Source organism: Myxococcales bacterium (genome assembly GCA_016717005.1).
In the GTDB taxonomy this organism is placed as follows: domain Bacteria; phylum Myxococcota_A; class Polyangia; order Haliangiales; family Haliangiaceae; genus UBA2376.
This window is the reverse complement of the sequence record JADJUF010000039.1, coordinates 1,080,120-1,093,897: the sequence shown is the minus strand read 5'-3', so window position 1 is coordinate 1,093,897 and position 13,778 is coordinate 1,080,120. Positions and strand designations below refer to the sequence as shown.

The window sequence follows — 13,778 nt, the reverse complement described above, 5'->3', positions numbered from 1 at the left end:
TCACCGATGACGGCCGCGACGCACTCGGTTACGCTGGAGGCGTGCCCGGCGCTCGCCTGACCCTCGTCGTCGCCCTGGCCGTGGCCAGCGTCGGCGTGGCGCCAGGGCGGGCCGGGGCCGACGGGCCCGACGTCGCGGTGATCGAGGCCACCGCCGAGGCCGACTTCACCGCCGGGCGCTACCAGGAGGCGCTGCGCGGGTTCGAGCGGCTGTACCGGTTGCAGCCGCGCGCCGAGACGTTGTTCGCGATCGCGCGCTGCCATCAGGAGCTGGGGCAGTGCGCCCGCGCGGCCGAGGTGTTCGAGGACTTCCTCGCCACCGATCCCGACGCGGCCGCGCGTCGGGCCGCCGCGGAACGGATGGCCAGCTGCGTCGCGGCCGCGCCGCCGCCGGTCGAGGCGCCGCCGGTCGAGGCGCCGCCGCCCGGACCCCGCGTGCGGACCACGCCGTCGGTCGAGGCCGCGCCCGCGCGCTCGCGCCGGGGGCTGGTCCTCGGGCTCGCGGGCGGCGGGGTCGCGGTCGGGCTCGTCGCCGCGACCCTCGAGCTCTCGGCCGCGGCGCGCTCACGGACTCGACCGCGGCCGCCGGGCGTGGCGACGCCGCGGGGCGCGACGCGGCCTACGATCGCGCCAGCGGATATCACTACGGCGCGCAGGCTGGCGCCGTCGTCGCGGTCGCCGCGGTCGCGACCGCCGGGGCCCTGTGGTGGACCCGGCCGCGCCGGGGGACCCAGGTCGCGGTCGTGCCGACGGGCGCGGGCGGGCTCGTGACCTGGGGCGAGCGATTCTGACCCCCGCGCGCCTGGCGGCGCTCGCGGTCGCGCTGACCGCCAGCCCGGCCCACGACGCCGGCTTCCCGGGGGCGCTCGTCGGCGAGCGCGACCTCGACGGCCAGGCCCGACCGCGCGGGGCGCTCGACGTCGGCGCCGACGAGATCGCCTGACGGCGGCCCGGTCACGCCGAGCGCTCGCGCACGACCTTGGCGATGTCGAGCTTGCGCACCGCGCGCAGGCCGGGGAGCTGTGACAGGAGCGCGGTGGCGAGCAGCGCGGCCGCGGTGCCGACCAGGGTCACCCACGACAGCGCGAGCGACATCGCGAACAGATCGCTCGAGAACGAGGCCAGGAAGGCCCGGGCCGCGAGCACGCCGACCACGAGGCCCGGCGCCACGCCCAGCGCGGTCACGAGCAGGTTCTCCGCGGTGACCAGGCGCGCGATCTGGCGGTGCGACACGCCGCTGGCCCGCAACGTCGCCAGCTCGGTGGTCCGCTCGGCGATGTTGACCGTCATGGTCACGAACAGGATCGTGAACGCCAGCGCGCTGCCCAGGATCAGCATGACCCCGACGAACGCGTACAGGAGGCCCATGAACTCGTTCGCGGCGTCGAGCATCGCGTGGGTGTCCTGGACCACCGCCACGCCGGGCAGCGCGCGCAGCCGCGCCAGCGTCGCCTGGCGATCGGCGCCGGGCGCGAACCGGACCGCGACCCCGTTGGCCGCGGCGGCGCCGCCGGTGCCCGCGACGACCACCGGGAGCGCCGCGTAGGCCAGGGTCCCGAGCGGCTCGTCGACGAAGCCGTCGACGCGGGCGCTGAAGCCGGCGCTGGCCTCGGGCAGCTCGAGCGCGACGGTGTCGCCGACGTGGACGCCGAGCACCGCGGCGGCGGCCCGGCCGAGCACGACGCCGCCGCCGAGCTGGAACCGGCGATCGTGGTCGAGGAACCGGTGCATCGTGGTGGCGGCCGGCAGCGCGGTCAGCGCGGTCGCGTAGTCGCCGCGGGGCCCGCGCAGCGTCACCGGTCCCTCGAGCAGCGGCTCGACCGCGGCCACGCCGTCGACCTGGGCCGCGGCGGCCGCGAGCGGCTCGATCCCGACCTGGCCGTCGACGTAGAGCGTCGCGTCGCGCTGCTCGATGACCTCGAACTGTCGGTGCAGCATCGCGCGGGTCGAGTCGATCAGCCCCCACGACACCAGGATCAGCGTCGCGGCGAGGATCACGCCCAGCATCGTCGACAGCGTCCGCCGGCGGTTGCGCCCGAGGTTGCGCAGGATCAGCTGCCACCGGGCCGGCAGGCGTCGCAGCGGCGGGAGCGCCCGCTCGAGCCACGGCCGGCGCGCGCCGCCGGTCTCGGGCACGACGCCGCGCATCGCCTGCGCTGGCGCGATCCGCGCCGCCGCCCGGGCCGGACCCAGCGCGGCGACGACGCCGGTCAGCAGCCCGAACAGGACCGCGAGCGCGAAGAAGTCGGGGTGGAAGCGCGTCACGGTGATCGGCACGTCGATCGCCGCGGTGTACGCGCCGGTGGCGGCGCCGGCGGCGAACTGCCCGACGAGCGCGCCGGGGATGGCGCCGAGCAACCCCAGGCCGACGCCGTGGCCGAGGTAGTGCCAGACGATCTGGCGCCGGGAGAACCCGCACGCGCGCAGCGTGCCGATCACGGTGCGCTCGGTGCGGACCCGCCGCGACAGCAGCACCGTGGTGGCCAGCGCCGCGGCCAGCAGGAACAGGCCCGGGAACATCACCGCCATCTGCTTGAAGCCGTCGATGTCGGACCGCAGCGCCGCGTTCGACGGCTGCTCGGCGCGGGTCGTGACGCCGGCGGCGCCGTGGGCGTCCGCGATCGCGCGGACGCGCGCCTCGACGGTGGTGGGCGCGCCCGGGGCGAACCGGACCGCGACCTCGGTCGGCGCCGGCGCCAGCGCCGCCGCCAGCGCCGGGCCGGTGAACACGACCCCGAAGCTGCCGGGCGGCGGCAGCACGTCCTGGCGACTGCGCGCGGGCCAGATGTACTCGGCCGAGGCGGCGACGCCGCGGACCGTGACCGTCCGCCAGCCGGTGCCGACCAGCAGCGCCAGGTGATCGCCCGGGCCGAGGTGGGCGTGGGCCGCGAGGTGCTCCTCGACCAGGACGCCGTCGGGCTCGGCCGGATCGAGCGGCTGGCCCGCGGTGACCAGGACCTTGCCGACCGCGGCGTCGGCGACGACCTCGACCGCGCGGCCCAGGAAGCGCTGATCGCCGATCTCGATCGGCACGTCGGTGACCCGTCGGGGCAGCGCGGCCTCGACGCCCGGCTCGGCGCCGGCCGCGGTCGCGATCGCGTCGACGTCGCCGCCGGCGATCCACAGATCGGCGAAGCCGGTCGCGTCGAACACCGCGCGGTAGCTGGCGTCGAGATCGCGGTACGCGCCCGCCGACAGCACCGCCAGCATCGTGCCGAGGAAGATGGTCGCGGCGATCGCGAGGCTCTGGGCGCGCTGGCGCCGCAGATCGCGCCCGAGCTTGCGGCGGAGGAGCCTCACCAGGTCACCTCCTCCGGCTCGATCGGCGTCGGGTTGCGGACCGACTCGACGACCTCGCCCGAGCGCATGCGCACGATCCGATCGGCCATCGCGCCGATCGCGACGTTGTGGGTGACGATCGCGATCGTCCGGCCCGACTCGCGGTTGAGCTTGCGCAGGAGCGCGAGCACGACCCGGCCGGTCTCGAGATCGAGCGCGCCGGTCGGCTCGTCGCACAAGAGCAGCAGCGGCTCCTTGGCGATCGCGCGCGCGATCGCGACCCGCTGCTGCTCGCCGCCCGACAGCTCGGCCGGGAACCGCTCGAGCCGGGCGCCGAGGCCGACCGCGCGCAGCGCCCGCTCGGCGCGGCCGTCGGGATCGTCGACGCCGATCAGCTCGAGGATCAGCGCGACGTTCTCGCGCGCGGTGAGCGTCGGCACGAGGTTGTAGAACTGGAACACGAAGCCGAGCGTGTCGCGGCGGTAGCGCGTGCGGGCGTCGTCGTCGAGGCGGCCGAGGTCGCGTCCGGCGACCTCGACGGTGCCGGCGGTCGGGCTCTCGATGCCGCCGATGAGGTTGAGCAGCGTGGTCTTGCCCGAGCCGCTGGGCCCCAGCAGCACCGCGAGCTCGCCGGGCTCGACGTCGAGATCGACGGCGCGCAGCGCGTGGACGGCGTTGGCGCCCTTGCCGAACGTGCGCGACGCGCCGCGGAGGTGGATGGCGGCGCCGGCCGCGGCGGAGGACGGGGCGGTGGTCATGGGGCCTCCAGGAGCGCGTCGATGGCCGCGACGCCGCTGCGGGTGATGTCGATCGACGGGTCGACCATGCGGTGCAAGAGCAGGCCGTCGATCAGGGCGGCCAGGAGCGTGGCGATGATCATCGGGTCGAGGTGCGGGGCGAGGTGGCCCGTGGCCTGATCGGCGGCGACGCGGGCGGCCATCTGCGCGCGCACCGCGGCCAGGACCTCGAGCAAGCCCTCGCGCAGGGGTTCGTCGCGAGACGACTGCATCATGGTCTCGAGCAGCATCACCATCGAGGGCTGCTTGAGATCGATCGCGCCGAGGAAGCTCAGCATCAGGCGCATGCCGTCCTTGAGCGTCGGCGCCATGAACATCGCCTGCATGGCCTGGCCGAACTCGGCCTCGACATTGGCCGCGGCGGCAGCGCGCAGCAGGTCGACCTTCGTCGTGAAGTGGTAGTTGACCGCGGCGTTGTTGACGCCGGCGCGCTCGGCGACCTGCCGCGTGGTGACGCCGTGCCAGCCCTCCTCGGCGACCAGCACGATCGTCGCCGCGATGATCTTCTGCCGGGTGACCCTGCCCAGGTCCGGTTGCGCCGGCGGGGTCACGGTCCCGCCCCGAGATAGTTAAGCATCTGCTTGAAGCATTTGCTCTATTCTCGGGCTGTCAACCGGTGAACATGTAAACTCGCGAAAATTAATATCAATTTTTGCATCCGCCACGAACCGATCGGCTGACACCCGTCACGCCAGACGTCGCCGCCACGAACCGATCGGCTGACACCCGTCACGCCAGGCATCCGCCACGCCAGGACCGCCCGATCGGCTGACACGCGTCACGCCAGGACCGCCCGGGTTGACCCATATAGCGCCCAGGCCGGCGGCGCGCGCCTTCATGGCCACCCAGGTCGCCGACGAGGATCGCCACGCGCAGGTCCACCGCGCCTACCTCGAGCGCCTCGGCGACGTCGCGCCGATCGATCCCGGCCTGGCCGCGGTGTTCGCCACCGCGCGCGCCTGGACCGGGCCCGCGTGGGTGCTGGTCGCCGCGCTCGACGTGGTCATGGCACACGACGTGATGCCGCCGCTGCGTCGGCGGATCGCGGCGTGGCCGTGCCGGCTGGTGCGCCAGATCAACGCGCGGGTCGGGCGCGACGAGGCCCGCCACGCCGCGTTCGGCCGCGCCTACCTCGAGCTGGTGGTGCCGCGCCTCGACTCCGCCGAGCGCCACCGGCGTCACCTGGCTCGACGCGCTGTGGGGCCAGTGGACCACCGTCGCCCGCGCCCGCGACCGCGCCCGCGGCGTCGCCCTCCACCCCGATCGCGGCGAGCTCGAGCGCAGCGGCCAGCGCGCCGCCCAGCGCCTGCGTGGCCTCGGCGTCGCGATCGACCAGCCGCAGTTCGCCCTCGCGGGCTAGGGCTCACCGCCCGCGCGCGGTCGTTTTCGTGGACCCTCGCGATTATCTTGGTCCCTACGCTTCTGCGGCTACCTTGCCGGCCTTGCGGGTCGCCATCATGATCACCAGGCCGAGCGCACCGACGCCACCCAGCAGGTAGGCCCAGGCGTGGCCGTGGCCGTGCTCGATCAGCACGCCGGCCAGGGGCGGCGCTGAGATCGCGGCGATCGATGACAGCGACTGGGTGATGCCGAGCACGACGCCCTGCTCGCGAGCGCTGGCGTGGGTCGTCACCAGCGCGGTCAGCGCCGGGCGCAACAGCGAGTTGCCGACCGACGAGATCAACGTCGCGAGCGCGAGCATGCCCAGCGCCGAGCTGACCCCGAGCAGCGGGTAGCCGACCGCCAGCGTCAGGAACCCGACCTCGGCCAGCCGGACCTCGCCGAACCGCGGCACCAGCCGGCGGATCAGCCCGCCCTGGATGACCAGCGCGACCACCGCGCTGCCCGCGAAGGTGAAGCCGATCTCGCGCGGGGTGAAGGGCAGCCCATGCCACGTGTAGTGGCGCTCGGAGAACAGCGCGATCCCGCCGATGAACAGCGAGAACGTGAACATGTAGACGAAGAACAGCGCCAGCAGCCGGCCCAGCTCGGGCCGGCGGAAGTACTCGACGTAGAGCCCGGGCGAGAACACCCGCAGCCGCCCGGTGGCCGGCGCCCGGGCCTCGTCGCGCGGCAGGATGAGCAGGGTGCCCATGATCGCGCACGCCGACAGCGCCGCCGCCAGGTAGAACGGCGTCGCCAGCGAGTGGTGCGACAGCCAGCCCGAGATCACCGGCCCGAACGCGAAGCCCAGCCCGAACGCGATGCCGATCAGCGCGAACGACTGCGTGCGCTTCTCGGGCGGCGTGTGGTCGGCGATGTAGGCCTGCGCGATGGCGAGGTTGCCGGCGGTGGCGCCGTCGATGATGCGGCCGGCGAACACCATCCACAGCGCGTCGGCGCGGGCCAGGATCAGGAACCCGGCCAGCGTCCCGAGCTGGCTGATCAGCAGGATCGGCCGCCGGCCGTAGCGATCGGACAGGGTCCCGAGCACCGGCCCCGACAGCAGCTGGCACACCGCGAACGACGACATCAGGAGCGTCGCGGTCAGCGGCGACGCCCCGAACCGCTCGGCGTAGATCGCCAGCAGCGGGATCACGATCGTCATCCCGAGGACGTCGACGAGGACGATCAGGAAGATCGGCAGGAGGGGCGAGCGGCGCATCAGGACCCCGTGTATAGCGCGGTCACACCAGCTCCGGCTCCCGCCCGGTCAGGTCGATCGTCCGCCAGCGCCCGGATCGGAACCGGAGGGTCATCGCCACCGCCAGCGCCGCCAGGTAGGCGACCAGGCACAGCATCACCGCGGTGGTGCCGCCGTCGAGCACGTAGACGACGACGAACGACGCGGGCACGAACACGACCCACGCCAGCACCACCCGGGCCCAGAGCGTCCAGGCGGTGTCGCCGGCGGCCCGCAGGGTCTCGGACATCGTCATCGACGCCGCGTCGAACAGCTGCCACGCCGAGCTGATCGCCAGCATCGGCGCGCCCACGGCGACCAGCTGGCTGGCGCTGACGCCGGTCTTGGCGTCGTCGTGCGCGAACAGCCCCATGACCGTCTCGGGGAACACCAGGTAGACGAGCCCGATGAGCCCCATCCACCCGGCGGTCACCGCCAGCGTCATCCGCACCACGCGGTGGACCGCGTCGAAGGCGCCCGCGCCGATCGACTGTCCGGCCAGGATCGCGCCGGCGGTCGCGATCCCGAACGCCGGCATGAACGCCACCGAGTTGACCTGGATGATCACGTTGAGCGCGCCGTACGCCGCGGTGCCGAGCTGGGCCACGGCCACGTTCAGGAACAGCGCGAACGCCCCGAACTCGAGGAACCAGTTGAACCCGTTGGGCAACCCGAACCTCAGCACCCGCCCGAGCTCGGGCCACGACCACGCGGTCGGCGCGGCGCCGTGCCGCGGCGCCCTCCTGAACTCGAAGAACAGGTAACCCAGGCCGATCCAGCTGGAGATCGCCGACGCCAGCGCCGCGCCCTGCACGCCCATGGCCGGCGCGCCGGCGCGGCCCTCGATCAGGAGCCAGTTGCCGGCGACGTTGATCACCATCGTCAGGATGCCGGCGCGCATCTGCATCGACGTGTTGCTGAACCCGCCGAACCAGTTGCCGAGCGCCTCGCTGCCGACGATCGCCGCCACCGCGGTCAGGCGGATCATCATGTAGTCGGTCATCAGGCCCCGGACGTGGGGCGTGTGCGGGAACCAGCCGAGCACCGGGCCGATCAGCGGCAGCGCCGCGAGGGCGAGCACGCCCGCGGCCAGCGCGAGCGCGAGCCCGTACCACGCGTAGCGGCGGGCGTCGGCGGCGCGGCCCTTGCCGACCAGCTGCGCCACGAAGCTCTGGATGATGAACGCCGTGCCCATGGGCAGGATCACCAGCGAGAAGCTGTTGATCGCCCCGCCGGTCGTCGCGGTCAGCGCGTCCTCGCCCAGCGGCGCCACCATGTACGCGTCGGTGAAGCCGACGACCGACTGGGTCGCGCGCGCCAGCACCACCGGCGCGGCCAGCGCCAGGAGCGTGCGCATCGTGACAGTAGGTGCGGTCGACACGGCCGCGCAGGCTAGCACCTCGACCGTGCTAGCGTCGCGGCGATGAACCTCGTCCGCACCCGTGTCGTCGACGACGGTCGTCCGCGTGCCACGGGCGTAACCGCCGCGCCCAGACGGCGTAGGCCCCAGATGAGATCGAGCTCCCTGTTCGTCGTCGTCGCCCTGAGCGGGTGCGGATCGTCGCCCCCGCGCCCGGCCGAGCCCGCCATGGATCCGCAGCTGACGTCGATGATGAAGTCGACGGACATGCCGATGGACGACGGCGCCACGTTCGGGCCGCTCGCGGTCGGCGCCGACTACGCCGCGTACGTGCACATGAACACCGCGCCGGTGCCGTCGGAGACCCACGGCGGACGCCTGGTCGACACCTACGTCAACGCGGTCGGCGCGGCCGCCTACCTCGACGACGAGGCCGAGATCCCGGTCGGCACGGTCGTGGTCAAGACCTCGGTCGAGACCAAGGACGGGGCCGCGACCGGCGAGGCCGGGCCGATCTTCGTGATGGAGAAGAAGGCGCCTGGCTTCGATCCCGAGCACGGCGACTGGGCCTACGCGATCCACTGGGCCGAGCCGCCGGCGCGCTGGGCCGCCAAGCTCGGCGGCCCGATCTACTGGCGGTCGCCGTCGCACAAGGTCGGCTACTGCGTCGAGTGCCACGACAACTACGATCGCAACCTCGGCGGCGTGCCGGGGCCGGCGCGGATCACCGCGCTGCCGGAGTAGTCCGAGGCGATCGCGGACGCCCGATCCGGATCCCGATCCGGATCCCCGATTCCCGATCCGGATCCCGATCCCGAACCCCCCCGATCCCCCCCCCCCCCCCCCCCCCCCCCCCCCCCCCCCCCCCCCCCCCCCCCCCCCCCCCCCCCCCCCCCCCCCCCCCCCCCCCCCCCCCCCCCCCCCCCCCCCCCCCCCCCCCCCCCCCCCCCCCCCCCCCCCCCCCCCCCCCCCCCCCCCCGCCCCGCCGGTGCTGGGCGTGAGGGCGCTGGCGCAACCGCGCCACGGGCGTTGATGAGGGCGATGGCGCAAGCGCGCCGCGGGCGTTGATGAGGGCGATGGTACGGGCGCGCCGCGGGCGTTGATCAGGTGAGGGTGCGGGCGCGCCGCGGGGCCCGGGCGAGGCGCCAGGCGAGCGTGCGGCGAGGCCGGGCGGGCCGTGGGCCGCCGCATCAGACAGGGCGAAGGGCGGCAGACACCGGCGCGCGGCGTCGGTTGCAGGAAAAAATACTGCGTAGGCATGTGAAATTGCCCGCAGATTTTTGGAACCGGGGCCGGCGGTCGCTGTCTATCCCGACGAACGCCGACGCAGCGCCACCTGGGCGCGCGACGGCGAATGCGCGGAGCGAGGTCGCTGCCGGCGCGATTAACCCGCCCTCGCTGGAGGTCGTCATGGCTACCGCTCTGTCCGCACCCACCGCCCCCGCAATGTCCGCCACCCCCGCCACCGCCGTCGAGGTCGTCACCTCGCTCGGTGGCTCGGTGGTCTCGATCGACACGCTCACCGCGGCCCCGACCGCGCACCGGCGCGGCCGGATCGCGCTGGTGGCCGGGCTCGCGCTCCTGTCGCTGGGCCTCGCCACGTTCTTCTACGGCCTGCGCACCGCGAACCACGACGCCGCCGCGCGCGAGCGCTGGATCGCCGAGAAGCGCCCGTCGTGGGCGTTCCGGCCGACCCGCCACAGCCCCGCCGTCGACGTGCTGGCCGCGCTCGGCGTCATCGCCGGCGTCGGTTGCGTCGCCACCGGCCTGCTGCGGCGGCGCGACGCCGCCCGGACCCGCCTGCGGGTCGGACAGAACGACGGCGTCGACATCCCGCTGGCCGACGCGCCGCCCGAGCAGACCCTGGTCGAGCACGGCGCCGGTGGCTTCGTCGCCCCGCTCGCAAACCTCGACGGCGACGTCGCGTTCGCCGGCACGTCGACCACGCTCGCGTCGATGCGCGCCGCCGGTCACGTCGCGCTGCCGCTGTACGTCGGCACGCAGGTGCGCACGCGCATCGGCCAGGCGTCGTTCTTCGTGCGCGGCATCGAGGCCCCGGTCCGCACCGCGCCGCCGGCGATGGCGTGGGAGCGCGCCCCGCTCGCGTTCCTGGCGGCGTCGGCGATGGCCCACCTGATGCTGTGGGGGATCATGCAGCAGGCGACCGAGGACCAGGGCGGCGCGCCGACCGACATGTCGATGCGCGAGAGCTCGACGACCCGCTCGGTGTTGGTGTCGACCGAGGACATGCCGGTGCCTCCTGACGACGGCGACGCCGACGACTCGGGCAAGGAGGGCGACGCCTCGGCGCCGACCGCCATCGCGCTCGACACCGGCACGCTCGGTCACGACAGCCCCAACCCGACCCCGGCCAAGCTCCAGGTCGCCGACCGCGGGCTGAGCCCGCGCCTGTCGCGCGAGCAGGCCATCGAGGCCGCGCGCGACGTCGGCATCCTGTCGTCGGACGTGTTCGCCGCCGGCCCGATCCGCGTGGCCGAGGGCGGCAACTTCGCCTCGGGCTTCGACGACATGGACATCACCGGCGGCCTGTTCGACGGCGGCGGCACCGGCGCGCCGGCGGGCTCGTTCGGCTGGGGCGTCCGCGGCACCGGCACCGGCTGCGGCACGATCGCTGGCGTCCCGTGCAGCGGCGTGGCCTCGGATCCGTTCGGCACGCTCGGCCGCGACGACGGCCACAACTACCTCGGCCTCCTCGGCGACGACGGCCACGGCAACCAGCGCCGCCGCACCCCCCTCGTCCCCAAGGTCGTCCTCCAGCCGCCGGTCGTGTGCAGTGGCGCCGGCAACTGCCTCGACAAGGAGCTCATCCGCCGCTACATCCGCCGCAACATCGAGAAGATCTCGTACTGCTACGAGAAGGAGCTGCTCGCGCAGCCCGGCCTGCAGGGCACCGTGACCGCCAACTTCACGCTCAACGGCAACGGGCGCGTCGTCGAGTCGAGCGCGAGCGGCGTGGACCCGACGGTGTCGAGCTGCATCGCCGAGGTCATCTCGCACGTGCAGTTCCCGAAGGTCGGCGAGACCGGCGTGTACCCCATCAAGTACCCGTTCCAGCTCCGCCCCCGCGGCTGAGCCGCCCGCCTCGTGACGTCGCCGCCGCCGCCCTCGGGCGGCGGTCGTGCTTTCGGCGCCGCGCTGGCAACGACGCGCGTTGCGCGGGCAATGACGAGCGCCGCGCTGGCCGCGAGGTGCGCCGCGCTGGCAACGACGCGCGTTGCGCGGGCCACGAGGTGCGCCGCGCTGGCCGCGAGGTGCGCCGCGCTGGCAACGCGAGGTGCGCCGCGCTGGCCGCGAGGTGCGCCGCGCTGGCCGCGAGGTGCGCCGCGCTGGCCGCGAGGTGCGCCGCGCTGGCAGTGACGCGCGCCGCGCTGCTCGTCGGCGGCGTCGCGCTACTCGCGGACGTCGGCGACCAGCGGCCAGAAGGCGCCGGCGGCCTCGACGCCGTAGACGCCGGCGCGCTCGGCGGCGCGCTCGAGCAGCACCTGGTGCGCGGCCGAGGTCAGGCGCGCGGCCAGCCGACCGTCGCGGACGCGGCAGCGCAAGCGATCGTCGGGATCGACCGCGAGCGTCGGCAGCGCCAGCGGCGCGCTGGTGCCGTCGTCGAGCAGCGCGATGGGTACGTCGCCGTCCCAGCGCACCGCGGTGACCCGCAGCGGAGTGTCATCGACGTCGACGTAGGCGTACCGGACGTCGTCGAGGCGGACGATCGGGCGACCGTCGGCGCGCACGTCGAGCCAGCGCAGGATCGCGCGCTTGAGGCCGGCGTGGGTGACCTCGTCGGCCTGGTGCCACAGGCGGCCGTGGCGGTCGATGCGCAGGCCGATCGTGCGCATCCGCTCGAGCACCTCGGGCGGGAGCGCGGGCGCCGGCGGCTCGGTCACGCGCGGCGGTCGGTCGCCTGCAGGCGCGCGATCCGGTCCTTGGCGAGGAGCTTCTGCTTCTTCAGCGTCCCGTACTCGACCTGCTCGGCCGAGGTCATCGAGCGCTGGCCCTCGAGCTGCCGGAGTCGGGCGTCGAGGCGGCGGTGTTCATCGACGAGCGTATCGAGGGTCGAGGCATCCATCGCGGGTGCGTTCACGTCTGGCTCCGGCCGCATCGGCGACCTGGATCAACGCTAGTCCACGACCCATCGCGGCGCAACCGCTCGTCGCGATCGGGCCGCCCGAGGGTGTAACGTTCCAGTGGCGGTGTCGCCCGGGCCCGGGTTGGTCACGGGTAGGCGCCGCCTGCGGCTGAATCTCGCGCGTCGGCCACCGTCTCATCTTCCATGATGCTGCGCCGCTCGCTCGTCACCCTCGCGTTCGCCGCGGTCGCCACGACCGGGGTGGCCAGCGCCAAGCGGATGCCGGTGCCGCCGCCGCCGCGCCCGGTGCTGGTCATCTCGACCACGCCCGCGCTCGTCGAGCACATCCAGACCCGCGACGCGGTGCTGGTGGCGTGCGCGCGCGGCGAGCGCGCGGCGGTGATCGCGACCCGCGTGACCCTGCGCTGGGACAGCGCCGCGCGCGTGCGGGCGGTCTCGGTGCGCGGCGGCACGGTGCGCTTCAACCGCTGCGCCGCGCGGGCGCTGCGCGGCACGATCGCCGGCGTCACCGGGCGCGGCATCGCGCGCGCGACGATGAAGGTCCAGCGGCCGGTCGCGCCGTCGCGGCCCGCGCCGACCGCGCTCGACGCCTGCCAGGTCGACGCCGACTGCACGATCTACTTCCGGCTGCAGGCGTGCGTGCCCCAGGAGCCCCTGGCCATCAACCGCGCCCAGGGCCCGGCCGCGCGCGCGGCGTTCCCGCCGCGCCGGCTCGAGTGCGCGATGGGCGGCCCGGACTACGACGAGCTCGTGCGCGCCAACGAGCGGCGCTGGTCGACGTCGTGCGCCCAGGCGCGGTGCGTGCTCCACGACGCGGGCGTGCCGGCGCGCCCGCGCGGCCTACCCTGAGCGACGTCGCAGCCGGCGCACGAGCGCCACCAGCGCGAGCGCGACGCCGCCGACCACCAGCCACAGCAGCACGACCGCGACGAACGCCAGGTGCACGATCACGCAGCCCTCGCGCTGCATCGACGCCCGCGGCAGGTCGGCCAGGCCGTCCTCCGACAGCCGGGCCGCGGCGTCGGTGCGGAGCCCGAGCTCGGCGAGCGCGCGCGCCTGATCCTCGACCGTCGCCGTCGGCGCGACCTGGCGGCGCGCGCCGGTGGCCTGATCGTACGCGACCGTCAGGATGATCTCGGTGCGCGCGGCCCGCCACCGGGCCGAGCCGCCGGCCCGCGGCAACGCCGCCAGCTCGGCCGCGACGTCGACCGGCGCGCGGTACCACCACGTGCCCTGCCGGAACTCGACGTCGGCGATCGCGCCGGCGGCCTCGTCGCGCCCGCAGGCCCAGCAGAAGACCAACGGCAGGCCCGGGCGCAGCTTGACGACCGTGCCGCGGGGCGTCGGGCCGCCGTGGAGCACGAGGCCTGCGTCGTGGCCGAGCGCGAGCACCGGCACGTCGTGGCCCCGCTGGAAGTCGATGCGCGCGCGCTGGCCGGTGTAGCGATTGCCGAACGAGATGCCGCCGGCGCCGAGCGCGTACGCGAGGGTCGTCACCAGCCACAGGCCGCCGATGATCGCGAACACGCCGACGAACCAGTGATGGAGGAAGCGGCGGCGCAGGCGCGCGGACAGGGACGTCATGGACCGCGGGCACAGCACGCGACGTGCCAGG

The 13,778-nt window shown here is 74.7% G+C and carries 13 protein-coding genes; 4 read left to right on the top strand and 9 right to left on the bottom strand.

Annotation, left to right across the window (positions count from 1 at the left end):
• Window positions 1-41: 41 nt before the first annotated feature.
• The gene (locus IPL61_35570) at window positions 42-770 is read left to right on the top strand and encodes a hypothetical protein (GenBank protein ID MBK9036512.1); all 729 of its coding nucleotides are present in this window, start codon (window positions 42-44) and stop codon (window positions 768-770) included.
• Between the two features lie 183 nt (window positions 771-953).
• On the opposite strand, the gene IPL61_35565 is transcribed toward IPL61_35570, so the two are convergent.
• The 6 genes from IPL61_35565 to IPL61_35540 form a co-directional block, all read right to left on the bottom strand.
• Complete coding sequence (locus IPL61_35565) at window positions 954-3,299, bottom strand: FtsX-like permease family protein (GenBank protein ID MBK9036511.1); 2,346 nt, start codon at window positions 3,297-3,299, stop codon at window positions 954-956.
• A complete protein-coding gene (locus IPL61_35560; GenBank protein ID MBK9036510.1) occupies window positions 3,296-4,036 on the bottom strand; it encodes an ABC transporter ATP-binding protein in 741 nt (246 codons plus the stop codon). Before IPL61_35560 ends, IPL61_35565 begins: the two co-directional genes overlap by 4 nt.
• Complete coding sequence (locus IPL61_35555; GenBank protein MBK9036509.1) at window positions 4,033-4,626, bottom strand: TetR/AcrR family transcriptional regulator; 594 nt, start codon at window positions 4,624-4,626, stop codon at window positions 4,033-4,035. Before IPL61_35555 ends, IPL61_35560 begins: the two co-directional genes overlap by 4 nt.
• Before the next feature lie 178 nt (window positions 4,627-4,804).
• On the bottom strand, window positions 4,805-5,257 hold the full coding sequence (locus IPL61_35550) for a hypothetical protein (protein ID MBK9036508.1): 453 nt from the start codon (window positions 5,255-5,257) through the stop codon (window positions 4,805-4,807).
• Between the two features lie 232 nt (window positions 5,258-5,489).
• Window positions 5,490-6,680, bottom strand: a complete 1,191-nt coding sequence (locus IPL61_35545; GenBank protein MBK9036507.1) for an MFS transporter — start codon at window positions 6,678-6,680, stop codon at window positions 5,490-5,492.
• Between the two features lie 22 nt (window positions 6,681-6,702).
• The gene (locus IPL61_35540; protein MBK9036506.1) at window positions 6,703-8,055 is read right to left on the bottom strand and encodes an MATE family efflux transporter; all 1,353 of its coding nucleotides are present in this window, start codon (window positions 8,053-8,055) and stop codon (window positions 6,703-6,705) included.
• 153 nt (window positions 8,056-8,208) lie between these two features.
• Between IPL61_35540 and IPL61_35535 the strand changes: the two genes are divergently transcribed.
• Together IPL61_35535 and IPL61_35530 are read left to right on the top strand one after the other, a co-directional pair.
• Window positions 8,209-8,802: a cytochrome P460 family protein gene (locus IPL61_35535; GenBank protein MBK9036505.1), complete on the top strand. Its 594-nt coding sequence runs from the start codon at window positions 8,209-8,211 to the stop codon at window positions 8,800-8,802.
• Between the two features lie 702 nt (window positions 8,803-9,504).
• Window positions 9,505-11,151 (top strand): AgmX/PglI C-terminal domain-containing protein, encoded by a 1,647-nt coding sequence (locus IPL61_35530; protein MBK9036504.1) that lies wholly within the window; start codon window positions 9,505-9,507, stop codon window positions 11,149-11,151.
• A 317-nt stretch (window positions 11,152-11,468) separates the two neighbouring features.
• Here IPL61_35530 and IPL61_35525 read toward each other — a convergent pair whose 3' ends face one another.
• The gene (locus IPL61_35525) at window positions 11,469-11,960 is read right to left on the bottom strand and encodes a hypothetical protein (GenBank protein ID MBK9036503.1); all 492 of its coding nucleotides are present in this window, start codon (window positions 11,958-11,960) and stop codon (window positions 11,469-11,471) included.
• Window positions 11,957-12,142 carry a YdcH family protein gene (locus IPL61_35520; GenBank protein MBK9036502.1) on the bottom strand — a complete coding sequence of 62 codons (186 nt, stop codon included), beginning with the start codon at window positions 12,140-12,142 and terminating at the stop codon, window positions 11,957-11,959. The genes IPL61_35525 and IPL61_35520 overlap by 4 nt, the downstream gene beginning before the upstream one ends.
• 204 nt (window positions 12,143-12,346) lie before the next feature.
• Between IPL61_35520 and IPL61_35515 the strand changes: the two genes are divergently transcribed.
• Window positions 12,347-13,012 (top strand): hypothetical protein, encoded by a 666-nt coding sequence (locus IPL61_35515; protein MBK9036501.1) that lies wholly within the window; start codon window positions 12,347-12,349, stop codon window positions 13,010-13,012.
• Here IPL61_35515 and IPL61_35510 read toward each other — a convergent pair.
• The gene (locus tag IPL61_35510; protein MBK9036500.1) at window positions 13,004-13,747 is read right to left on the bottom strand and encodes a hypothetical protein; all 744 of its coding nucleotides are present in this window, start codon (window positions 13,745-13,747) and stop codon (window positions 13,004-13,006) included. The genes IPL61_35515 and IPL61_35510 overlap by 9 nt on opposite strands.
• Window positions 13,748-13,778: the final 31 nt, after the last annotated feature.

What these genes read in the sequence shown, in the direction of transcription:
- IPL61_35540 (MBK9036506.1), bottom strand. Translation starts at nt 8,055, where the DNA reads ATGCGCACGCTCCTGGCGCTGGCCGCGCCGGTGGTGCTGGCGCGCGCG.
- IPL61_35530 (MBK9036504.1), top strand. Translation starts at nt 9,505, where the DNA reads ATGTCCGCCACCCCCGCCACCGCCGTCGAGGTCGTCACCTCGCTCGGT.
- IPL61_35515 (MBK9036501.1), top strand. Translation starts at nt 12,347, where the DNA reads ATGATGCTGCGCCGCTCGCTCGTCACCCTCGCGTTCGCCGCGGTCGCC.
- IPL61_35535 (MBK9036505.1), top strand. Translation starts at nt 8,209, where the DNA reads ATGAGATCGAGCTCCCTGTTCGTCGTCGTCGCCCTGAGCGGGTGCGGA.
- IPL61_35520 (MBK9036502.1), bottom strand. Translation starts at nt 12,142, where the DNA reads ATGGATGCCTCGACCCTCGATACGCTCGTCGATGAACACCGCCGCCTC.
- IPL61_35560 (MBK9036510.1), bottom strand. Translation starts at nt 4,036, where the DNA reads ATGACCACCGCCCCGTCCTCCGCCGCGGCCGGCGCCGCCATCCACCTC.
- IPL61_35545 (MBK9036507.1), bottom strand. Translation starts at nt 6,680, where the DNA reads ATGCGCCGCTCGCCCCTCCTGCCGATCTTCCTGATCGTCCTCGTCGAC.
- IPL61_35510 (MBK9036500.1), bottom strand. Translation starts at nt 13,747, where the DNA reads ATGACGTCCCTGTCCGCGCGCCTGCGCCGCCGCTTCCTCCATCACTGG.